The sequence below is a fragment of the Sphingobacterium sp. NPDC055346 genome (assembly GCF_053645235.1).
Window position 1 is genome coordinate 642,590 of record NZ_JBSHMI010000001.1, and the last position, 21,984, is coordinate 664,573.

Annotated in this window: 22 protein-coding genes; 10 read left to right on the forward strand and 12 right to left on the reverse strand. The window is 41.3% G+C overall.

Annotated features, from left to right (window positions below; genetic code table 11):
* Positions 1–5 precede the first annotated feature (5 nt).
* From ACWICE_RS02730 to ACWICE_RS02740, 3 genes are read left to right on the forward strand one after another with little or no spacing between them, the layout of a single operon-like run.
* On the forward strand, positions 6–1,460 hold the full coding sequence (locus ACWICE_RS02730) for a lipopolysaccharide biosynthesis protein (protein WP_254526614.1): 1,455 nt from the start codon (positions 6–8) through the stop codon (positions 1,458–1,460).
* Positions 1,460–2,833 (forward strand): hypothetical protein, encoded by a 1,374-nt coding sequence (locus tag ACWICE_RS02735; RefSeq protein WP_454297579.1) that lies wholly within the window; start codon positions 1,460–1,462, stop codon positions 2,831–2,833. The genes ACWICE_RS02730 and ACWICE_RS02735 overlap by 1 nt, the downstream gene beginning before the upstream one ends.
* Positions 2,811–3,932 carry a CapA family protein gene (locus tag ACWICE_RS02740; protein WP_254526616.1) on the forward strand — a complete coding sequence of 374 codons (1,122 nt, stop codon included), beginning with the start codon at positions 2,811–2,813 and terminating at the stop codon, positions 3,930–3,932. The genes ACWICE_RS02735 and ACWICE_RS02740 overlap by 23 nt, the downstream gene beginning before the upstream one ends.
* Here ACWICE_RS02740 and ACWICE_RS02745 read toward each other — a convergent pair.
* The 4 genes from ACWICE_RS02745 to ACWICE_RS02760 form a co-directional block, all read right to left on the reverse strand.
* Complete coding sequence (locus tag ACWICE_RS02745; protein WP_185212958.1) at positions 3,929–4,672, reverse strand: DeoR/GlpR family DNA-binding transcription regulator; 744 nt, start codon at positions 4,670–4,672, stop codon at positions 3,929–3,931. The genes ACWICE_RS02740 and ACWICE_RS02745 overlap by 4 nt on opposite strands.
* A gap of 59 nt (positions 4,673–4,731) precedes the next feature.
* Positions 4,732–5,844 carry a hypothetical protein gene (locus tag ACWICE_RS02750; RefSeq protein WP_454297580.1) on the reverse strand — a complete coding sequence of 371 codons (1,113 nt, stop codon included), beginning with the start codon at positions 5,842–5,844 and terminating at the stop codon, positions 4,732–4,734.
* 120 nt (positions 5,845–5,964) lie between these two features.
* The gene (locus tag ACWICE_RS02755) at positions 5,965–6,690 is read right to left on the reverse strand and encodes a YebC/PmpR family DNA-binding transcriptional regulator (RefSeq protein ID WP_093101186.1); all 726 of its coding nucleotides are present in this window, start codon (positions 6,688–6,690) and stop codon (positions 5,965–5,967) included.
* 1 nt (position 6,691) lies between these two features.
* Complete coding sequence (locus tag ACWICE_RS02760) at positions 6,692–7,642, reverse strand: NAD-dependent epimerase/dehydratase family protein (protein ID WP_454297581.1); 951 nt, start codon at positions 7,640–7,642, stop codon at positions 6,692–6,694.
* Positions 7,643–8,013: 371 nt separating this feature from the next.
* Between ACWICE_RS02760 and ACWICE_RS02765 the strand changes: the two genes are divergently transcribed.
* Positions 8,014–9,003 (forward strand): aspartate-semialdehyde dehydrogenase, encoded by a 990-nt coding sequence (locus tag ACWICE_RS02765; protein ID WP_185212955.1) that lies wholly within the window; start codon positions 8,014–8,016, stop codon positions 9,001–9,003.
* Positions 9,004–9,352: 349 nt separating this feature from the next.
* Here ACWICE_RS02765 and ACWICE_RS02770 read toward each other — a convergent pair whose 3' ends face one another.
* Positions 9,353–10,318 (reverse strand): Kelch repeat-containing protein, encoded by a 966-nt coding sequence (locus ACWICE_RS02770; protein ID WP_254526618.1) that lies wholly within the window; start codon positions 10,316–10,318, stop codon positions 9,353–9,355.
* A gap of 33 nt (positions 10,319–10,351) precedes the next feature.
* Positions 10,352–11,710, reverse strand: coding sequence for a DUF4270 family protein (locus ACWICE_RS02775; protein ID WP_454297582.1), 1,359 nt, complete (start codon positions 11,708–11,710; stop codon positions 10,352–10,354).
* A 272-nt stretch (positions 11,711–11,982) separates the two neighbouring features.
* Here ACWICE_RS02775 and ACWICE_RS02780 point away from each other — a divergent pair, with 272 nt between their 5' ends.
* The 3 genes from ACWICE_RS02780 to pncA are packed head-to-tail and all read left to right on the forward strand — an operon-like array spanning position 11,983 to position 14,746.
* Complete coding sequence (locus tag ACWICE_RS02780) at positions 11,983–13,410, forward strand: sensor histidine kinase (protein ID WP_454297583.1); 1,428 nt, start codon at positions 11,983–11,985, stop codon at positions 13,408–13,410.
* A gap of 51 nt (positions 13,411–13,461) precedes the next feature.
* Positions 13,462–14,136, forward strand: coding sequence for a response regulator transcription factor (locus ACWICE_RS02785; protein ID WP_185215809.1), 675 nt, complete (start codon positions 13,462–13,464; stop codon positions 14,134–14,136).
* A gap of 19 nt (positions 14,137–14,155) precedes the next feature.
* Positions 14,156–14,746 (forward strand): bifunctional nicotinamidase/pyrazinamidase, encoded by a 591-nt coding sequence (gene pncA, locus ACWICE_RS02790; RefSeq protein WP_454297584.1) that lies wholly within the window; start codon positions 14,156–14,158, stop codon positions 14,744–14,746.
* Here pncA and ACWICE_RS02795 read toward each other — a convergent pair whose 3' ends face one another.
* Positions 14,747–16,183, reverse strand: coding sequence for a M28 family peptidase (locus tag ACWICE_RS02795; protein WP_185215807.1), 1,437 nt, complete (start codon positions 16,181–16,183; stop codon positions 14,747–14,749).
* 33 nt (positions 16,184–16,216) lie between these two features.
* Positions 16,217–16,873 (reverse strand): tRNA (guanosine(46)-N7)-methyltransferase TrmB, encoded by a 657-nt coding sequence (gene trmB, locus ACWICE_RS02800; protein ID WP_454290621.1) that lies wholly within the window; start codon positions 16,871–16,873, stop codon positions 16,217–16,219.
* A gap of 54 nt (positions 16,874–16,927) precedes the next feature.
* Here trmB and fcl point away from each other — a divergent pair, with 54 nt between their 5' ends.
* Positions 16,928–17,860 carry a GDP-L-fucose synthase gene (fcl, locus tag ACWICE_RS02805; RefSeq protein ID WP_454297585.1) on the forward strand — a complete coding sequence of 311 codons (933 nt, stop codon included), beginning with the start codon at positions 16,928–16,930 and terminating at the stop codon, positions 17,858–17,860.
* Positions 17,861–17,866: 6 nt separating this feature from the next.
* On the opposite strand, the gene ACWICE_RS02810 is transcribed toward fcl, so the two are convergent.
* From ACWICE_RS02810 to ACWICE_RS02820, 3 genes are all read right to left on the reverse strand, one after another.
* Positions 17,867–18,427, reverse strand: a complete 561-nt coding sequence (locus tag ACWICE_RS02810) for a hypothetical protein (protein ID WP_185212946.1) — start codon at positions 18,425–18,427, stop codon at positions 17,867–17,869.
* Between the two features lie 7 nt (positions 18,428–18,434).
* A complete protein-coding gene (locus ACWICE_RS02815) occupies positions 18,435–18,881 on the reverse strand; it encodes a hypothetical protein (protein WP_185212945.1) in 447 nt (148 codons plus the stop codon).
* A gap of 97 nt (positions 18,882–18,978) precedes the next feature.
* Entirely contained in the window at positions 18,979–19,248 is a 270-nt protein-coding gene (locus ACWICE_RS02820; protein WP_093101163.1) for a YtxH domain-containing protein, read from the reverse strand.
* A gap of 229 nt (positions 19,249–19,477) precedes the next feature.
* On the opposite strand from ACWICE_RS02820, the gene ACWICE_RS02825 reads away from it, so the two are divergent.
* A complete protein-coding gene (locus ACWICE_RS02825) occupies positions 19,478–21,016 on the forward strand; it encodes a YifB family Mg chelatase-like AAA ATPase (RefSeq protein ID WP_185212944.1) in 1,539 nt (512 codons plus the stop codon).
* Between the two features lie 11 nt (positions 21,017–21,027).
* On the opposite strand, the gene ACWICE_RS02830 is transcribed toward ACWICE_RS02825, so the two are convergent.
* A complete protein-coding gene (locus ACWICE_RS02830; RefSeq protein ID WP_454297586.1) occupies positions 21,028–21,450 on the reverse strand; it encodes an SRPBCC domain-containing protein in 423 nt (140 codons plus the stop codon).
* Between the two features lie 123 nt (positions 21,451–21,573).
* Here ACWICE_RS02830 and ACWICE_RS02835 point away from each other — a divergent pair, with 123 nt between their 5' ends.
* On the forward strand, positions 21,574–21,975 hold the full coding sequence (locus ACWICE_RS02835) for a VOC family protein (RefSeq protein WP_454297587.1): 402 nt from the start codon (positions 21,574–21,576) through the stop codon (positions 21,973–21,975).
* The last annotated feature ends 9 nt before the right edge of the window (positions 21,976–21,984 follow it).

The following is a 21,984-nucleotide window of genomic DNA, read 5'->3' on the forward strand; positions in this document are numbered from 1 at the left end:
AATACATGAGCGAAAACACGAAAAACATCACCATCAATGGGCTATTCTGGAATACCTTGGATCGATTCGGCAATCAGGCCATCGTTACCATCGTCGCGATCATTACGGCCAGGATCATAAGCCCCGATGAGTTTGCTGTGATCGCTGCCCTGGCGATATTTTCCATTATTGCGACTACCTTTGTAGATAGTGGATTGGCGACTTCGTTGGTCAGGACCAAGGTAGTGGATGAATTGGACTATTCTTCCATGTTCATCTTCAACCTCTCCGTAAGTGCCATTATCTACCTGATCCTCTATTTTGCATCCCCATATATCGAAAGATACTACAATATCCCAGGCCTTGCCCTTTATGCTAGGGTCTTGTTCCTGCAGATTATTATCCAATCCTTTAGTATTGTACAATACGTAAAGATCCTCAAGAAGTTTCAATTCCATTTAACGACCAGGATCAATGTATTGGCCGTCCTTTTTGCCGGTATTATTGTGATCATTGTTGCCCTATTGGGCTATGGAGTATGGGCATTGATTTTACAACCCCTTTTGTACACCCTGTTCAGGACGGTAATGCTATGGATGTGGGGTGATTGGAAAGTAAATTTCGCATTCAGTGGAGCATCCTTAAAAAAGCATCTTTCGTTCTCCCTTTCCTTTATGGTTTCAAACATGTTGGGCAAGGTACTCTCTCCTTTTTATGCCTCCTTTATCGGCAAATTTTATACTCCTGCCCAAGTAGGATACTATTACCAAGGTAATAAATGGGGAGAAACAGCAGGGCAGACCATTACCGCTATTTTGCAGGGAACGACTCTGTCTACCTTGACCCCTATCCAAGACGACCTCCCAAGGTACTTGAATGCCAGCAGAAAAACATTGACTAGCCTTGCATTCGCTTTGATGCCAATCAGTTTTCTGGCCATTGCAGTGGCTAAACCAGGTTTTGTTTTCTTCCTAACGGACACCTGGGTATCATCGATACTGCTGTTCCAGATATTATGTTTCGCCAGTATCTTCACTTCATTGACCGATCTGAATGCGAACTTCCTGAATATCAAGGGGCGCTCTAAACTTTTCCTGATCTTGGAAATCACCAAGGTTTCCTTGGCCATCATTACCCTGTTTTTCACCTACAGACATGGTTTGGTCATGATTGCTCTTGGACTCGTTGCCGTCAGGATCATTTGCTATATTATTGCAGCAGTCATGAGCGGTAGGGTTTATGGCTACAACCTGTTCATGCAGGTCAAAGACCTTTTGCCGACGACCCTGATTTCCATCATAGCGGCTGGAGTGGCTTATTTACCGCTCTTTTTTAACCTAATACCGAATTACTTGCTACTCATCATAGTACAAAGCCTTATATTCGTAGTTATTTATGTTGGAGCCAATCATCTGATCAAAAATGACATCTGGTTGGAAATCTTGGGCATGTTAAAGAAGAAATTAGCGAAAAAATCTTAATGGAAGTTGCAAAAGGAAATTGGGTAGGTTATCAAACTGTATTCTATAATCTTAAGACCGGAAAACACAGTCAGGACATCAATGAGGTCATTGATTATGCCAATCTGGAAATTGACCCAGAAGGCTTAGCAGCTTATCTAGATTTTGGCTATAGCGTATTTGGACATACCCCAGTCAAAGACGTACGATACTTATTGCCCAACCAGGTTTTAATTCTTGAAAACGGGAATCTCTCCATAAAAGAGACTAATGATGACACCTTAAAGCTACTTGGCAAGAAATCCCATGAGGATGATGTCTTACATAAACTAAGCTCCGCATTAAATAATTGGGCGGATGGATTTAAGGAGGATATCTTGATTCCGACCAGTGGTGGATTTGATTCAAGGCTGATGAATGTCCTGTTGAAGGACAGGAACAGGATCCATGCCTATACCTATGGCACCTCCTTAAATCAGGACGAATCACGCGAGGCCGTTTATGCCGGTCTGCTTTCCAAAAGATTGCACACAAAATGGATTAGGATTCCCCTAGGCAAGTTCAATGTCTATATGGATCAATGGTATGATCAATTTGGTCCTGCCGTTGCTGCCTCTGGCACTTACCATATGGAATTCTATGACAAGATCAAACAATTGGAGGCAGGCAATACAATGCAGCTTCTAAGCGGAATTATCGGTGATGCCTGGGCAGGAGCCGTCAAAGTTCCCATGATAGATAGCGCTGCCTCTTACCGTACACTTGGGTATACCCATGGCATGAGCGCTGATTCCAAGTTAGCCATGAATATTGACTATAGTGGAATTGTCGAGCCTATTTATGATCGACAGAAAGAATATTTAGATTCCCCTGAATACCGTATCATCACCGCCATGCGGACCAAGATGATGATGTTGCAATATTTAATATCTGTGCCGGCCAAAATGGGCTATCCAGGCTATTCTCCTTTCGTCGATGAGGACATTGCCATTTCCATGCTGAACCTTCCCCAGGAAAGAAGGGAAAATCGTGCTTGGCAAAGGGATTTCTTTAGAAAAAACAACCTCCTGTTCGAAGAGGAAAAACATAGATATACCTATCAGAATTCACTCAATTATTACGCTCTGCTGAACGAAACCTTAACCCCTTTAGATATAAATCTATTGAAGGAATGGCTGAACCCTGAATATTTAAGCTGGATCAACCAAAAGGTCATGCATATCGGTAGAAAGGAAAAAATCTTCCAAACTTTGATGCATACCCCTAAGGTTAAGGGCGTTTTGAAATTATTAGGTGCTAAAAACGATTTATTGGAAGCTTATTTTGCTTATATTACAATCAAACCGATTGAAACTTTATTGAGAAAAAGAAATGCAAGCAACATCCAAGCATAAGTTTGTCTTTGTTGGAGATATTGTCTGTGAAAAAGCACCACAATTCTCTCCTAGCCTTAAGGAATTATTTAAATCTGCTGACCTAAAATCATGCAATTTTGAAGCCCCTATCCAAGGCGTTGGACAGCCGATCCATAAAACAGGTCCCCTGGTCGCCCAAAACAAAAACGCTCCAACCTGGCTGCAAGCACTCGGTTTCAATTGCTTTTCATTAGCTAACAACCATATCTATGATTTTGGCGAAGAGGCCCTGCTCAAAACGATTGATCTATTTCCCCGTCAGGAAATCTTAGGTGTGGGTTCTGAAGAAGAGGCTTATGGCTTAAAAACCTGGACTTTTGATGACATAAAGTATGGCTTCTTGGCTTATGGAGAAAATGGGTATGGCGCATTGAATGGCGACCGGTTGGTCGGTCATGCTTGGGTCAATGCCAAACGGGTAAACGCCGATATCCAACAATACCGAAAACAGGTGGATATCCTGATCGTACAAATCCATGCTGGGGTGGAACTATTGGATGTGCCTATTCCGGAATGGAAGGAACGCTATAAGGAATTGATTGATTTAGGTGTTGATGTCATCATCGCACACCATCCCCATGTCGTTCAGGGCATAGAAGAATATAACGGTAAATTGATCGCCTATAGCCTTGGTAACTTTTATTTTGAATATCCTGCAAATCACCCGCAATGGAACGTAGGCGGCGTACTGGAACTGGAATTCGAAAACAAGAAGCTGAGCAAGCACTTCCTCCATATTGTAGAAAAGAAAAAGCATCTGGTGGAATTGAAGGACGAAAAATTGTCCGCAGACTTTGTTAAGCCGCTCTCTGCCAAGTTGGCAAATGAAGAGTATGTGGAATATGTCAATAAAAAGGCTGTTGAAGAATGGAAGAAACACCATGCTTCCTACTATGCCAAACCATTTAACGGTCTGGCGGGATACAGTGTCTTTAAGCTACTGAAACACGCAAAGAGAACGCTATTCAACCGCAGGATAAACTATAACCTGCTTTGGCACAACCTCTTTATCGAAAGCAACAAATGGCTCGTTGAGAGAGCCATTCGTGTAAAGACCTTTGGAAAAAAACCAAATTAAATAATGGTTATCTGTTTACTGAATTCTTCTAGACTTGGATGTTTAGGATTTAAGTCCGTAATGAGATAAGTAATATCTTTTAATGGGCAAACCCTAAGCTTTTGGTTGGAATTCAATTTCTCGACAATACTCAGTACCCCTAATTTCTGCGAACATTTGATCATCGCTTTCTTGATCTGAACAACTTCCCAATCGGAATCGGTTACCCCCTCTTCTACAGAAAGACTGTTCGTCCCCAACAGACATAGATCGACCTTGATATCTGATAACTCATTGATTACCTGCGACCCTGACACAACATTCGTGTTCCTGGAAAGCTTTCCTCCCAAAAGGAAGACCTCTAGGTTCTCCTTCTCCGCCAACTCCAATGCGACTAAAGGACTGATCGTGAAAAAGGTACACTGAACATCTTTTGGAACCAAACGTGCCAATTCAATCATACTGGTTCCCCCTCCGACCAAGATGGTCATTCCACTTTGAATCAACGATATAGCCTTGGAAGCAATCTCTTTTTTAGCTTCTTTGGCATATACATTCCCCTCTTGGAAGGGATATTGAAAAGACTTAGATAATGCACCTCCATAGACTTTCAAAACTTTACCACTCTCCGCCAACTCGTTCAAATCACGACGAATGGTATCTTCCGAAACATTCAGCTGAACGCTCAGATCTGAGGATAAAACTTTATTATGTATGTTGATTTGGTGTATTATATAGGCTTGCCTTTCTTCTTTTAACATAATTTATACGCGCTTTTGAAATTAAAAATATAAAATAAATGGGATTATCCATATTCTTTCTAATCCTCCTTATCTTTTTGATCTGATGATTTCCTAGCCACAAAACGCGGCTTGAAACCTACTGGTTTTGTTGTTTGGGTAGATGGTTCTTCAGTTGGAGCACTTGATTGCTCAGGATGGGGATCCTTGTCCTCCTGGTTAGTTGTCGTTTTGGTAACACCAGCCTTAAACCTTGGTTTAAAGCCAGTAGGCTTAGATGTATTTTCTTCTGCAGGTTGATCTTCTGTAACATCTGTTGCAGGTTGATCTTCCTGTAGCTTATTTTTAGGTTCGGAATCCGAAGAGGAGCCCTCTTTCTCCTCCAGCTTTTTAGGCAGGTTCGCCGCCTTAAACCTTGGCGTAAAGCCTTTTGGTTTCGCAGGAACTACAGCCTCCTTGTTCTCCTCAGCATTTTCTACCGATGTTTCCGCTTGGGCTTCTTCCGGCTTTTCTTCTTCTACTTTTTTAAGTAGGTTCACTGCTTTAAATCTTGGCGTAAAGCCTTTTGGTTTCGCAGGAGCAACAGCCTCCTTGTTTTCTACAGCATTTTCTGCCGATGTCTCCGCTTGGGCTTCTTCCGGCTTTTCTTCTTCGACCTTTTTAGGTAGGTTAGTTGCTTTAAACCTTGGCGTAAAGCCTTTTGGCTTGGCTACGGTCTCCTCAGCCTCTTTAATCGCTTCAGTTGGCTTATCCCCGCCACTGCTACCGCTTAGGCCATCCTGTTTTTCGGGAGGAGCAGCGGCCTTAAAACGAGGCTTAAAGCCTGTCGGCGCTTTGGCAGCTGGATTGGTCTCTGTTTCTTCCGTTGACTTCTCTTCAACAGGTTTGACAGCAGCTTTAAATTTAGGACGGAATCCTGCTGGTTTGGCAGCGGCTGGCGCAGTGCTGCTAGGTGCAGCTGTAGAAGATGCTTCTGCTTTGATTTCGGCTTTCTTCGGTTCCGAGATTTCGATCTCCTTCAAGAGGTAATCTTTCCTTAGCCTATTGAACCAGAACTTCTTGCTGTGATCAAAACTCTTTTCACCCATCAAAGCATAATCTCTATCAAATTCTTGATAAAGTTCAGGCTTCGCTTTTTGCAAAGCATTGATGTCAATTTTCTTTTTCGTGAAAAACTCGGTGAACGAAAGCATATACAAATGTATACATTTAGACCAAAAAACGCACAGGAACTGAACTTTCTTCAAATCCCCCCGTATTAAAACAGAAAAAGAGGGCGAGCCCTCTTTTATGTTTTAATATCCTGATCTGGATTAGTCCATGTTGTGATATACCGCTTGTACGTCATCATCTTCTTCGATCTTATCGATCAATTTTAGGACGTCAGCAGCTTGCTCTTCAGACAGGGTCGTATGCGATAAAGCTATACGTTCTGTTTTTGCGGAAGAAACTTCAATCCCTTTTTCTTCTAAAAGGCGTTGCATGTTTCCAAAGTCCTCAAAGGAAGTTTGTACCACGATAATATCGTTTCCTTCCTCATCAGCCTCCACATATAATTCTTCCAGACCTCCGTCGATTAATTCCAACTCAAGTTCTTCCACATCGAGCTCATCGGTAGCCGGAAAGCGGAATACAGATTTCCTTTGAAAGATAAAATCCAGGGATCCGGTTTTACCTAGGGATCCACCAGCTTTGGTAAAATAACTTCTAACATTTGCTACTGTTCTGTTGGTATTATCAGTAGCGGTTTCGATCAATACAGGAACTCCATGAGGACCGTATCCTTCGTATACAAATTCTTCGTAACCTTTTGAATCCTTCTCAGAGGCTCTTTTAATAGCCGCTTCCACACGATCCTTCGGCATGTTCACTGCCTTAGCATTTTGGATTGCGGTACGTAAGCGGGAATTGTTCTCCGGGTGAGGACCGCCTTCTTTTACTGCGATTGCAATTTCTTTTCCAAGACGCGTAAATTGAACGGCCATTTTGGCCCAGCGTTTAAATTTTCTTTCTTTTCTAAATTCGAAAGCTCTACCCATTTTATTTTAGTTTTGTTTTAAGATTCTCCAGCATGTCTTGTGCCATCCCTGCCAGATCAAATGTCGGCTTCCAGCCCCAATCTGCTCTTGCTTGATCATCATTGATGCTCTTTGGCCATGAATCAGCAATTGCTTGACGCGGATCATTGTCTGAATAGGAGATTTCAAAATTAGGGAGAATTTTTTTAATTTCTTCAGCAATTTCTGTCGGAGTAAAACTAACCCCCGCAAGATTGTAGCTGGAACGGATCGTCAAACCCACTGATGGTGCGTCCATTAACTCAATGGTCCCTCGAACCGCATCATCCATGTACAACATCGGTAACTCAGTTCCTGCATTCAGGAAGGAAGTGTATTTCCCTTGGCGGATTGCCTCAAAAAAGATATGGACTGCATAGTCCGTGGTACCTCCTCCTGGTTCGGTTCGCCAAGAGATAATGCCCGGATAACGAACACTGCGGATATCCAAACCATATTTGTTATGATAATATTCACATAAACGCTCTCCAGCCAATTTACTGATTCCATAAATGCTATTTGGATCCATCACACAATATTGAGGCGTGTTCTCTTTTGGTGAATGTGGGCCAAATACGGCAATCGAGCTAGGCCAGAAGATCTTCTTGATCCCCAACTCCACCGCTAGATCCAATACATTCAAGAGACCGTTCATGTTCAGGTCCCAAGCTTTCTGTGGGTATTGCTCCCCAGTAGCCGATAGCATCGCTGCCAATAAATAGATCTGGGTAGGTTTATATTTTAGGATCAAAGCTTTGATCGCTTCTTTGTCCAATACATTCAATGTTTCAAAGATCTCACCTTCGGCAATCTCTTTGGGTTCGCGTATATCTGAGGTGATAACATTTTCGTTTCCGAACTTGATTCGCAATGCTGCAGCTAACTCTGAACCAATCTGACCATTGGCTCCGATCATCAATATGACTTCTTTCATTATAGAAATGATAGTTTTATAAATTTAGTTATTTCAAGAACTTCTAAAATAATATGGCGAAATTACCAATTAAATGCCTGAATATGATGTTTCCCAGCATTTTGCGCAAACGTATGATTTAATTTTTTACATTCAAAAAGCATTCGGCCGTTTACGCTCTGTAAAACCAATTTTTCAATGAAACATTGTCAACGAAAACCCAATTTGCCTGAACGTTTTACATCAAAAGACAAATCTTGTTGAACTTTATTCCATCATAGTGATAATCAATTATTAAAAGCGAAAATATTCCAAAAATGTTCAGGTTTATTTAGTATGTTTGTTACCTTAAGAAAATCAATAATAATTAAAATTTAAAGCAAATATTATTTATGAAAGTTGCAGTAGTAGGCGCGACTGGTCTAGTCGGGTCAGAAATGTTGACAGTGTTAGCGGAACGTAATTTCCCGGTTACAGAATTGATTCCTGTTGCTTCTGAAAGAAGTAAGGGTAAGGAAATCGAATTCAAGGGAAAGAAGTATAAGGTCGTGACTGCATCTGAAGCTATTGCTCTTAAACCTGATGTAGCCCTTTTCTCTGCTGGCGGCAGCACTTCTACGGAATATGCTCCCCTATTCGCGGAAGCTGGAATTACCGTTATCGACAATTCATCCGCTTGGCGTATGGACCCGAGCAAGAAATTGATCGTGCCTGAAGTAAATGGCGATGTATTGACTGCTGAAGACAAAATCATTGCAAACCCAAACTGTTCAACCATTCAAATGGTTGTCGTGATGAAGCCTTTGCATGAAAAATATAAAATCAAACGTGTTGTCGTATCTACTTACCAATCCGTAACCGGTACGGGCGTAAAAGCTGTTGATCAATTGATGAACGAGCGTAATGGCGTGGAAGGCGAAAAAGCTTATCCTTACCAGATCGACCTGAACGTAATTCCTCATATCGATGTATTCCAGGACAATGGATACACGAAAGAGGAAATGAAGATGATCCAAGAAACCAACAAGATCATGGGCGACGATTCCATCAAGGTTACGGCTACAACCGTACGTATCCCTGTAATCGGTGGTCACTCTGAATCGGTAAACATCGAGTTTGAAAACGAATTCGACTTGGCGGATGTACGTGCAGCCCTTGAAGCGCAAGAAGGTGTAGTGGTGGTAGATAATCCTGCCAACCTAGAATACCCAATGCCTAAAGATGCACACGGTAAGGACGAAGTATTCGTTGGCCGAATCCGTAGAGATGAGACCCAAGAGAAAACATTGAACCTATGGGTAGTTGCCGACAACCTTCGTAAAGGTGCAGCAACCAATGCGGTTCAAGTTGCAGAACTTTTATCTGCTAAAGGACTTATCTAAAAAATACTAGATCATTCAAGATTTAAGAGAAGTGGTAACCCGATAAAGGTTGCCACTTTTCTTTTATCCATAGCCAACTCAATCGGACATTACTGGAGGTTTTGAACCCCATATTATCCAAAAAAAATGGAGCTGTGGCTTCGGGGATTGCTTTGGTCTCATTCGAGACATATTCGGAAAATTCGGAATGTGTCTCGAATGAGACCAAACTTTATCCAGTATGTACCCCTCAAAAAAAGAACCCCTGAAAATAGGTCATTTCTTGGTTAACAATGGGGAGTGAAAAGCTAAGTTTAATAAAAAAGGGATGACCTATAGGCCATCCCTTTTCTATCGTTATATAAAAATATTATCTAACTGGAGTGAACACGTAAGTGTCATCGAAGAAAGAGCCAGTTCCAGAATTACCAGTACTGATGTAACCTTTTCCTTTGATTGCGAAAGCAACTGATTTTTCACGAGCTGAAGGGATAGATTCGCTACCATCAGACCACGCGTTTTCAGCTGGGTTATATTTCCATACTGTACTTACAACACCAGTTTGAGAGCGTCCCGAAACTACATAACCATTGCTGCCAATAGTAAATGCACTTGCATTAACGCGTCTTGCATCTTTGTTATCTTCAGTAAGGGATTTTTTCTTTTCCCATTTAGTACCATCAAATGAATAGAAATCATTTGTTGGAACACCATTGGAAATACCTCCACCTACATAAGCTACATTATTGATCACGAATGCATAAGCACCCATTTTCTTGTTGCTGAATGAAGTAGCAATTTCAGTCCATTTGTCTGTAGCTGGATCATATTTATAGAAATCTGAGAAAGTCTCATCGGTAGCATTATTACCACCTAATCCTACGTATGCGGCATTACCTAAAGTAAATGCAACTGCAGAATGACGAGCATCACCTGGGAAATCAGCAATTTTTTTCCATGCATTAGTTGCAGGGTCATACTGATAAAAATCTTTTAGAGGTCCGGAAGTAACACCGTCATTTCCAAAACCTAATCCTACATATCCTTTCCCTGCAACTGCAAAGCCAACTCCACTATGTCTTTTAGGGCCAGTGAATTCTGCTTTTTTAGTCCAAGAAGTACCGTCGAATGAATAAGAGTCACTTAATAACTCATTATTTTTCATTTGTCCACCCACTAAATAAGCTACGTCATTAATTGTAAATGTTGCAGCACCATTTCTTGGTTTACCTGTAAGAACGATAGATGTTTCCCATTCAGTTGGACCAGTATCTGTATCTGTTGATTCCTCTTTTTTACATGAGTTAAATGTAGTAATTGCGAAGGCTCCTATCAAAAGTAGTACAAGCCAATTTCTCTTATTCATAGACTATTTAAATTTTGTATATACGATATTTAATTTAACTTTCGGTTCATTGTTTTGTGTCGCCAAAACGCTGGTATAAGGTGTAAAACCTAGACCTGCGGTCGGGAACATGGATAAGAATAAAGATTTATTACCCCATTCTGCATCCGTGGTATTTTTAATATACTCAATCATATTAAAAGTATACCTACCTTTTTTTCCTAAATTATCTGATTTAATGTATTGCGCAAATTGAGGGTCCCTTCCAAATGGCTGATGCACATAAGAAAGCGGAATCCTATTATCAGAAATCATTAATATTGGGTTTGGAATAGCTGGCATATAACCGGTATGCAAGGTTTCCAATTCAATAATCAGTTCTGCTTTATTGACAGCCAGTCCCTGTTGGGCCAAGAATTCCTTTAATGCAGGAAACTTGATTTCAGTAACAACACCTGTTCCACCTTGTAAATAGGTGATTCCAGCCGTATTCTTGCTTTCAAGGGCTTTGGTTGAACTCAATCCTTCAAATACTGTCCCCTGTACATCCTTGTCAAATTGATTGTACTGGAAAGCCTTTTCGGTCATGTTCAACACCTTTGATCCGGTCTTCTTGAAACCATCCGACCCTAGGTAGGAATAGTTAACCTTAACCTGTAGGGTGTCAGAGAAACCGATAATCGCTGTATTCGTTTCCGCAGAAACCAAACTCAAGCCTTTAAAGTATTCTTGGAAATTGGAAGCTGAATTGAATGCGATATCAGAAGCTTTGATCTTGTTGAAGAACTCCGTACCCAACGCATCATTCAAGCGCATGGAAACCGTATCCTTCTTAGACTTCTTAGGTAAGAACTTTACAGAACCCAATTCATTTGCTGAATAGCTGAACTTTTGATGGCCAAAAATAGCCGGTCCAGTGATATAAAATGGATTTGGCTGCCCATTGAATGAATTATCTATAGTTTTTGTTTCTAAAGATTGGGTCAATCGGTGTGCAGAAATGGTCTGAAGTTTCGTGGTATCACCATATGCAATCCTCCAATAACTTGGTACCAACACTAAGTTTAAGGAGTCAAATTTGGCATTTGTTGGGATATCACTGGTTATACCTGTAGGGTTTAGTCGGAAATATGAAGTAGACTTCAAACTACCAGTGGTTGGTTGAGAAACTTTACCTACCAAGACCACTCCGCTACCTGAGGTAGGGATATTTGGCATCTGCACTGTTGAAACGGTAGCACTCAGCGTATCATCTGAGGTTACGTTTAGGTTATCAAGATTGTCGTTATCCAACGAGATTGACATATCCTTATCACAACTTACTGTAAAGAGTGCACTTAAACCAAGAGTAGCAAAAAGAATAATTCGTAATTGTTTAATCATAAAATCATTAGTCTAGCAAAAGTATGGATTGCAGAAGTTTATCCCATGTTATTAAATGTTAAAATACACATCCAAAAACATGATTAATGGACTAAATTGACTTCTTCCATGAAAAATCTTTTGTAAGCAGCATAAATCTATTGAGCAAATAACGTATTATTAAGCAGAAATGCGACAATTTAAGTAGCACTTTGTTAATCAGTGTTATAATTTGTTAAAAGGCCACCAATATTTATGCGGAGCAAATCTACTAATTTAAATTTGTTTTAATTATGTTAAAAAAGTATAAAATATTGCTCGCTTCCATTGTTCTCACAATCGCTGGGATTATCGTTGTGCTGGGTTTTTGGTTATTTGGAAGTTATTTCGGCCATAAACAGTTCTTTTTGGGAATGACCGAACATGAGCTATTTGATGTGGTTCAGGACTTTTACAGCGAAAACGAGGAGCAAATCCAGAAGGAAAACCAAAATCAACGTAAGGACAGAATTGATAGGCTATCCATTGCTTTTAAGGAAAAATATCCGCAAATAAATGTAGATACCATAAAAAGCATCTTCGAGAACCAGAATTTCAACCGCAAGAACGATCGACAAAACGTAAGTGACTCCACAGGCAATTCCAAGAGCAAGATGAGCCGGCATTTTATTTCATCCTATGTCGTGCGTACCATCAATTGGAACGAGGCTACCATTGACTCCTTGCAGATTCGCCTGGAAAAATCATTAAGGGAAAGGGACATGTACTCGCCTTTTATATTGCAGATATCAAATCTGCCCAATGAAGAGGAGCGCAATAAGGAATTTTACCACCAACGCTATAAGGAAAGTAAATCTAGGCCCATTGTAATCGACCAAAGCGAAAACCTTTATCTCGAAGTGGATTACATCAATCCTACTGTTTACCTATTAAAGCAGATCGGTTGGCAGCTTTTCTTCTCATTAATTTTGATCATTGCGTTGATCGGAACATTCTGGACCCTGTTGGTGACCATCCGCAAACAGAACCAATTGGCCAAGATGCGGAAGGCCTTTGTGAACAACATGACCCATGAGCTAAAGACACCTGTCTCAACGGTAATGGCTGCCATAGAGTCTATACAGCGTTATGGCGCAAAGGATGACAAGGAACGGATGAATAGGTACCTATCGATTTCCCGTCAGGAACTGGAGCATCTCTCTGACATGATAGAAAGGGTGCTGCAGGTGGATGTCGCTGAAACTAACGGCGTCTTGCTCGAAAAGACTTGGTTTGATCTCGACAACTTGATCGATGAATCGATGGAGAACGCTAAACTGTTTGCCAAAAAGGAAGTAGATATCCAAAAAACGATTACCGGGGACTCCTTCCAAATCCTTGCGGATCAAGCCCATATTAAAAATGTCATCAACAACCTGCTCGACAATGCCATCAAGTATGCTGGAGATCAGGTAAAAATAAATATCGCCCTTTCTGAAAACGGTGACAGATACACACTTTCCATACAAGATAATGGCATAGGAATTCCTAAGGCCTATCAAAAAGGGGTGTTCGATCTGTTCTTCCGCGTGCCATCCGGCAACATTCACAATGTGAAAGGCTTCGGACTAGGCCTTGCCTATGTAAAGCAAATCGTACAGCAACATCAAGGGACTATCGATTTGAGCAGCGAAGAGGCAGTTGGCAGTACTTTTGTTATAGATTTACCAAAGCAGTCCTAATTCGATTGAAGGAAACGGATGTAATTTGATGAGCCAATTCAATTTAGGGAAATGACAAACATCTTATATGTAGAAGACGAGGAAAGCCTGGCCATGATTGTTTCTGACAGTTTGGAGGAACATGGTTTTGAAGTTCGGCATGTGCTGAATGGACAGCAGGCTATTGTATTCCATAACAAGTACAAACCGGATATTATTGTATTGGATGTGATGATGCCTATCATGGATGGATTCACGACGGCAAAGGAGATCAGGAAGACCGACCTCCTCACACCCATTATTTTCCTGACTGCGATGACGCAGACGGAAGATGTGGTCAAGGGCTTTAAATTAGGAGCTAACGACTATATCCGGAAACCTTTTAAAATCGAGGAACTGATTGTCCGGATCGAGGCTGCGCTCAAAAAGGTGGGACAAAGCATGTCCCCTAGCAAATTGATCCTCGGAAATTACACCCTCGATAGTGCAAAAAACACCCTCAGCATTGGGGATTCCACCGAAAAGCTCTCCTATAGGGAATCTGAACTGTTGAAGAGATTGATCGAAAACAAGGATAAGGTTGTCCCGCGAGACGAAATTATCCGTACCTATTGGAGCAATGACACGTATTTCACCGGCCGTAGCTTGGATGTGTTCATCAGCCGCATCCGGAAATACCTCGCTCAGGATGAACGGATCAAGATCAGCAATATTCGTGGAGTTGGTTATATGTTGTCGGTCGATTAATTTTTATTACATTAGAACTATGAAGGCACTGATTATTGTAGATGTTCAATACGATTTTTTACCGGGCGGATCATTGGAAGTAGCTAAAGGCGATGAAATCCTCCCTATTATAAACAGTATCCAAAAAGATTACGATTTAGTGGTTGCAACGCAGGATTGGCACCCCCAAGACCACCTGAGCTTTGCTAGCAAACACGAAGGCAAATTGCCGTTTGAGGTCATTGATCTGGATGGCCTTGAACAAGTCCTATGGCCAGATCATTGCGTGCAGGAAAGCTATGGCGCACAGATATCTGAAGATCTAGAGAGCAGCCGAATTGAGGCCATCTTTAGAAAAGGCATGGACTCCAGAATTGATAGCTATAGCGGTTTCTATGATAACGGCAAAAGGATAGACACGGGACTGGCAGGTTACTTGAAGGCAAGAAAGATCGACGAAGTGCATGTATGTGGATTAGCGGCAGACTTCTGCGTATTCTTTACGGCAATGGATGCTATTTCGGAAGGTTTCAAGACCAGCATTATTTCCAAGGCAACAAAAGCGATAGATAAAGGTGCTTTCATGGAAAAGAAAAACACCTTTATCCAGGCAGGGGGTTCATTAATCTAATTATTTCCCCCAACGCCATTCTCCTGAGATCATTAGAGGCTCTTTCAACCCTTTAGATTCCAAGAATTTCACAATTTCATCATCCGAAAAACGTTGTGCTGGGATTGCTTTGGCATTGGCCAAGGCATATAGGTAGGCTGCACCTACTTTCACGGTCTGCTCCAATCCCTTTTTATCCACTAGACTGAAAACGTCATTGTCAGAATGGTAATATAAGCCGGCATTGTTAGGCAACTTGCCTCCTGTTGCAGATCCTGTAGGGATCCCTTGCATCATAAATGGCTGGTGATCGCTGTGCAATCCTGCCCCTGAGGCATTTTTATTCTTAAAATCGGTATCCACTTCGGCATATACTCCGCCAAAGGAGTCCAATAAAGGCATCATTTCATCTCTACTTGTCGAGAATCCTGTAGGCGCATTGGTCATATCAAAGTTCAACATATATTTGATCTGACCCAAGGTCCCATTCTTGATGGCTTCAGCTACATAGGCTTTTGAACCTAACAAACCTTGTTCCTCGCCCATAAAGAGGACGAAATCAATGGAACGCTTTGGTTTTAGGTTCAGCTTTTTGAAAGTTCTTGCCATATCAATAATCGCATAGGATCCCAAACCATTGTCAATAGCTCCGGTCGCTAGGTCCCAACTGTCTAGGTGGCCCCCAATAACGATCTTTTCTTCGGGCAGCTCAGAACCTTTAATGGAAACAATAATATTCCTGGCCGTTGCTTCCTCCGCCTTATTGCGCATATTGATTTCGGCCTTTACCTTTTCTTTGGCTAAGGTCTCTTTCCATTTCATACCATCCTCCAAACCGATACAGATCGCTGGGATATCGATCAATTTCCCGGTAATGGAAGCTGTACCAGTCAGCAGCACATTGCCCTTGACACTGTTGATAAATACAATCCCTTTAGCACCATATTTCTCAGCTAAGGCTGTCTTTTCGGAACGGTGTAGGTTTTTTAGGTTCTCTCCAGAATTAGGGAGAATGTGCAGGTAGACCAAGGCAATTTTCCCTTTGACTTGATCGCCAACCTTTTGATAGTCGGCCTCCAGCCCATTGCCTAGATCGACTAAATCCGCGGTGATATCGACCTTGACAGGAGAATGCGCCAAAGAAACGGTCGGCACCTCGCTGTTGTTGAGCTTGAGGTGCAACGATTCACGAGCCCAGCTCTGCGCGGAAAACGGTTGGTATTGGACCTCATAACCATAGGACTTCAGGAGGTTGAACACATGCTCTTCGGCTTTCTTGCCCTGTTCAGAACCCGTTAAGCGATGTCCTAGGTTTTCGGTACTGTATTTTAAACGTTCATAGGCTTCCGAATTGGTATTGATATCTTCATAAATACGCTGGAAGTCGGTTTTCAGATTATCTTGTGCTGATGCAAACTGATAACTTAATAAAAGGCAGATTAGGTAAATTCTTTTCATAATAAATGAATTTACGAAATCATTCTTAATTCGCTATGATTTTGCGAATTTCCATTGCACGTAATTGATGTTTTTATCTTCCGCCAAATACTTTTTCTCATAGTAGGTCTTGATGGACAGCACCTCATCCACTAAATCTGAATGATAGAGGTCCTTGGTTTCCTTCAGTTTTGGCAAGCCCTGTAGGTCGATTTGTTCCAATGTATAAGCAAAGAAGCCATCGTTATCCGTTTTAAGGTGCATGATACCCTCTGGCACCAGGATCTCTTTATATCTTTCCAAAAATACCGGATTTGTCAAGCGCTTCTTTTCACGGCTATCCTGAGGTTGCGGGTCAGGGAAGGTAATCCAGATCTCCGAGATCTCTCCCTTTTCAAAATGTTCCAATATGGTCTCAATCTGAATCCTCAGAAAACCAACATTATCAATGCCTTCTTCTAGGGCAGTCTTAGCACCACGCCAGATCCTGTTCCCTTTATAGTCAATACCAATAAAATTCTTTTCAGGAAACAATTTCGCAAGGTTTACGGTGTATTCACCCTTACCGCACGCCAACTCCAAGATCAAAGGCTTCTCATTCTGGAAGAAATCCTTTGCCCATTTACCCTTATATTCTTTTCCTGCATCCAGCTGTACCACATTCTTAAAAGTGGATACTTCAGCGAATTTTCTTAGTTTATCCTTACCCATAGCTGATAATTAAGTCGCAAAATTAACCTTATATTTGTATAAATAATACTTCAGGTGGAAAAACAAGCGAAAATTTACGTAGCAGGGCATAGAGGTATGGTCGGATCGGCTATTTACCGCAAGTTAAAAGAGTTAGGTTATGAAAATATCATAGTTAGGACTTCCAAGGAATTGGACCTTCGTGACCAAAAGGCCGTTAAAGAATTCTTTGAAACTGAAAAACCCGAGTATGTTTTCCTTGCAGCGGCCAAAGTTGGAGGCATCATGGCCAATAACGTCTATAGAGCTGATTTTATCTATGAGAACTTAGCCATCCAAAACAATGTCATCCATTATTCCCATGAAAATGATGTCAAAAAGCTGATGTTCCTTGGCTCGAGCTGCATCTACCCAAAGATGGCTCCTCAACCTTTGAAGGAAGATTATTTATTGACCGGGACGCTTGAACCGACCAATGAGCCATACGCCATTGCCAAAATCGCGGGCATCAAAATGGTCGAATCCTATCGAATGCAGTACGATGATAATTACATCTCTGTCATGCCTACAAATCTTTACGGCATCAACGATAACTATCACCCTGAGAACTCCCATGTATTGCCGGCCTTGATCAGAAAGTTTCATGAAGCAAAGGTCAACAACAGTCCTACTGTAAATATCTGGGGGTCAGGAAAGCCTATGCGTGAGTTTATGTTTGCAGATGACTTGGCAGACGCCTGTGTATTCCTGATGGAAAACTACAATGACCTTCAGTTTGTGAATATAGGCGTAGGTGAAGACATCAGTATCCGCGAGCTTGCAGAATTGATTAAAGAGGTCGTAGGATTCCAAGGTGAACTGGAATTCGACAGCAGCAAACCTGATGGTACTCCAAGAAAATTAATGGATGTAAGCAAATTGACCAGCTTAGGATGGAAAGCAAAGACCAACCTGAAAGAAGGCATTAAATTAGCTTATGGGGATTTCTTGAAAAAGAATGAAGCTTAAGAGCAATTAATAGGCTTCACTGTCCTTTGGAATACCATATACATTGTCCTGAACACTTTCTTCTGCCGTAATCATTGGAGGATGATTGGGAGGAATAGGGTTCGCAGCAACGGCTTCCACTAGCTCTTCATTTTTCTTTTTCTTCTTCTTGTTTTTTGGTTTGATCAAAGAGGTTAGCTTATCGATAACCGCAGTAATCTTGCTTTGGTTCACTTGGCTTGCCACCGTTTCGGAACCGAACAGCACAAGACCTTTCTTCAACCAACCTGCATTTTTCAATAAAGTACGGTTTAACACTAAAGGAAGTCCCAATTGCAGGGTCTTGGTCAACCAATCCGCTTTGTTGTTCTTATTGGTCACTTGGCTGATTCCAGAAAACAACCCTTTTACGGTGGAAACACCAGGAACACGGTTGAAGATCATATTCGCAATACGTGCCGGAGCTTCTACCTTATGTTTCAGTAATTCGTATTGATTCAACAAAAAAGCTTCCTGCTCCTTTTTCTGTACCTTAAGGCGAGCAATCTCTGCTGTCAACTCATCAAAATTCGTAACCTTTGTTCTCATATCCTGATTAAACTCGTTCTTTTTCTTCCTTTAATTCTTCCTCAACTTCATTTACGGCTTCACGCACCTCTTCCTTGATCTCTTCGATCTCATCGTCATGATCATCGGCATCCCACTTAGACATAATGCGCTTAATGGAGATGTTCATGAACTTCTCTTCGAGCTTTGGCTCAAATGCCTTGATCAATAACAGAACAACAAAAAAGATCCCTCCTGTCGCTAAAAACCCTAAGGAATAACTCCCCAGTAATTCCCCCAAATAGAACCCTAAGGCCAGGGAAACAAAAAACACAATCAGCAATGACAATAAAACCTTACTGCCATCCACAATCAGCGAGCCCACGATCCTGGAGGATCTAGATAGCGCTTTCAGTTTAGCTAATTCAATCTGGGTCTCAATGTATTCTTTAGATTTATCGAATACTTCAGAAAACGAAAATTTTTGTTCTTCCATGCACGTAATTCCATATCATAGATTCCAAGACTATCGGGAGATAGTCCTGGAACTATTATTTAAAAATTTTTAATAATCTAAGGTTTGCTCTGTAGCACTAAGCGTGTTCTTCGATCTCTTCATCGATCGCGTCTTCTGCTTTGCCTAGCTTAGATTTTACCGCCGCAACGATTTTATCTTTAAAATCAGTCAACTGATCGAATTGTTCTTCTGCGCGTTCTTTGATTGCATCCGTTAAATCAGCTAATGATTCATTCAATTTCTCTCTAGTCTCACTTCCTTTTTCAGGTGCGAAAATAATACCTAAAACTGCACCTGCGGCTAGTCCAGCCAACAGCGCTGTTACAATTTTACCGTTATCCTTCATTTTATACTGCAATTTAGTTGTTAAACCAATTTCTATTTCATTTAATACTATTATAACAAAAAATAGACCGAATCGTTTTATTTATTAAAAATTTAGCCAATCCCGTCAATTTCAGGCTACATTACACCTATTGTAATTCAGTAAAATTTAAGAAATTGTTAGCATTAACCAAACATCATTTGTTTTATATATAATTTATTTACTTTTAGTGATATTAAATATCGCTAAAATGTTGGTAAAAACCTACTGCAGTGCTGTCTTCGGGATAAATGCAACGAGCATAACCGTGGAAGTCAATGTTACCCCAGGAATTAATTACTATATCGTCGGACTTCCTGACAACGCTGTCAAAGAAAGTATTCAAAGAGTAGAAAGCGCCATATTGTCAAATGGTTTCTATATGCCTCGGCAAAAGATCATCATCAATTTAGCCCCCGCAAACATCCGCAAAGAAGGGTCTTCCTATGACCTAGCCATTGCAATGGGCGTATTAGCAGCCTCAAGGCAAGTAATCTCTGATCGTCTTAATAAATATGTCATTCTTGGGGAATTATCTTTAGACGGAAAGATACATCCGGTTAAAGGGGTCTTATCAATCGCCCTTCAGGCAAAGCAAGATGGCTTTCATGGTATCATCTTACCCATCGAAAACGCAGAAGAAGCTGCAATTGTTGCTGGAATCGAGGTCTATGGAATAAGTTCCTTTAATGAAGCTGTACAGTTTGTACAAGGAACCCTGCCTATCATCCCCACCCTTGTAAATATCAACGATCGCTTTAAGAAGCTAATGAACAGTTACGATTTGGATTTTGCGGACGTCAAGGGTCAGGAAAACATTAAAAGGGCATTGGAAATCGCTGCTGCCGGAGGTCATAATGTCATATTGATTGGTCCTCCGGGGGCTGGAAAGACGATGCTTGCAAAAAGGTTGCCGACGATCCTACCACCATTAACCGTTGATGAATCCCTGGAGACCACCAAGATTCATTCCGTTTCAGGTCAATTACCTAGCTCAACCTCTTTGATGACCATCCGTCCCTTCCGATCACCTCATCATACTATTTCCGATGTCGCACTTGTTGGCGGTGGATCGCATCCGCAGCCTGGAGAAATCTCCTTGGCGCATAACGGGGTTTTATTCCTGGATGAATTGCCAGAGTTTAAGCGTTCTGTACTTGAAGTCATGCGTCAGCCTTTGGAATCCAGGTCTATTACCATTTCAAGGTCCAAGTTCAGCGTTGATTACCCAGCCTCCTTCATGCTGATTGCTTCCATGAATCCCTGCCCATGTGGCTTTTACAACCATCCCAGCAGACGTTGTATTTGTGGGTCTTATGCTGTACAGAAATACATCAGTAAAATATCCGGACCTTTATTGGATAGGATAGACATCCATATTGAAGTCACCCCAGTCGAATTTAATGAACTGAGTAGCCATAAATCTGCTGAGAAAAGTGAGGATGTAAGGGAAAGGGTCATCAAAGCTCGTAAAATTCAAGAGCAGCGTTTTAAAAAGCAACCCAATATCCATAGTAATGCCCAGATGAGAGCTAGGAATATCCAAGAAACCTGCATTATTGACGAAGGCGGCAGACGGCTCCTAAAAATGGCGATGGAAAGGCTCAATCTCTCAGCGAGATCCTATGACCGAATCCTAAAGGTCGCTAGGACCATAGCTGACCTCGAAGGAGCTATCGAAATCAGTAATGAACATCTAGCTGAAGCCATTCAGTTAAGAAGTTTGGATAGAGAAAATTGGACGGGCTAGGCCAATCCAGCCTATCCCTTTAGATTCCCTTCCGCAAAAGCCTTAAACTTGTCCAAAACGGATTGACAAAACTCTTGTTGCAATCTTAGTTCGGTTTTTTCTTCTGGTTCAAATTGCTCTATGACAGTAGTATCCCCGTCCTGCTCCGTGAAATGCACTGTCGACTTCCGGCCATCCACCTGCAAGAGCTCAATCCGACCAAATGGAATGACCAAAGTATAGCTGCCCTTATAATTAAATCCTTCCGAACCATCTTTCTTCTCCATTCTGAAATCAAAAGTCCCACCTGTTCGCACGTCATTGATTACCTTGGGACAATGCCAATCCTGGAATGGAACGTTCCATATCTTTACATACTCATCTTTTGTCCACAGCTCCCAAACTTTCTCCTTACTCCCTTTTACCTTTACCTTAGCTTCCAATGTATCTTTCATAGCTTCTTTTATTTAATGATCTAATTTATCAGATTAATCCTTTCTAAAACTTGCCCTATGACAAGAATTTAGGATAGTGAAAAACGAAAAATCCTCCCATGTGTTCCTAAATAAAACATAACCATGAATCCAAAACTTATATGGGCAAATTATAGTGTTAAGTCCGCAAAACGCACGCATGAATTCTATAACAGGCTAGGCTTTGTATCCAATACCCCTCCCAAAAGCACGGACCTTAAATTGGCCAGCTTCTTTTTTGGAGAGAACAATTTTGTCATACATTTTTTCGAGGAGGGGACCGGTCAAATTGACAAATATATCCCATCAGGAACCAATACCGATGGTATTATTTTTACACTTTCGGCTGATACGGAGAAAGAAGTACAGGAATTCGAAGGGATGGTAAAGGAGGCTGGCGGACAGATTATCCAACCGCTTATAAGAGATGAAAACAACTATTATGGATTTGCATTCTCAGATCCTGATGGGCACAAGTTTAATGTCCTATTGATGGACAACATGTAGAAGAAACCC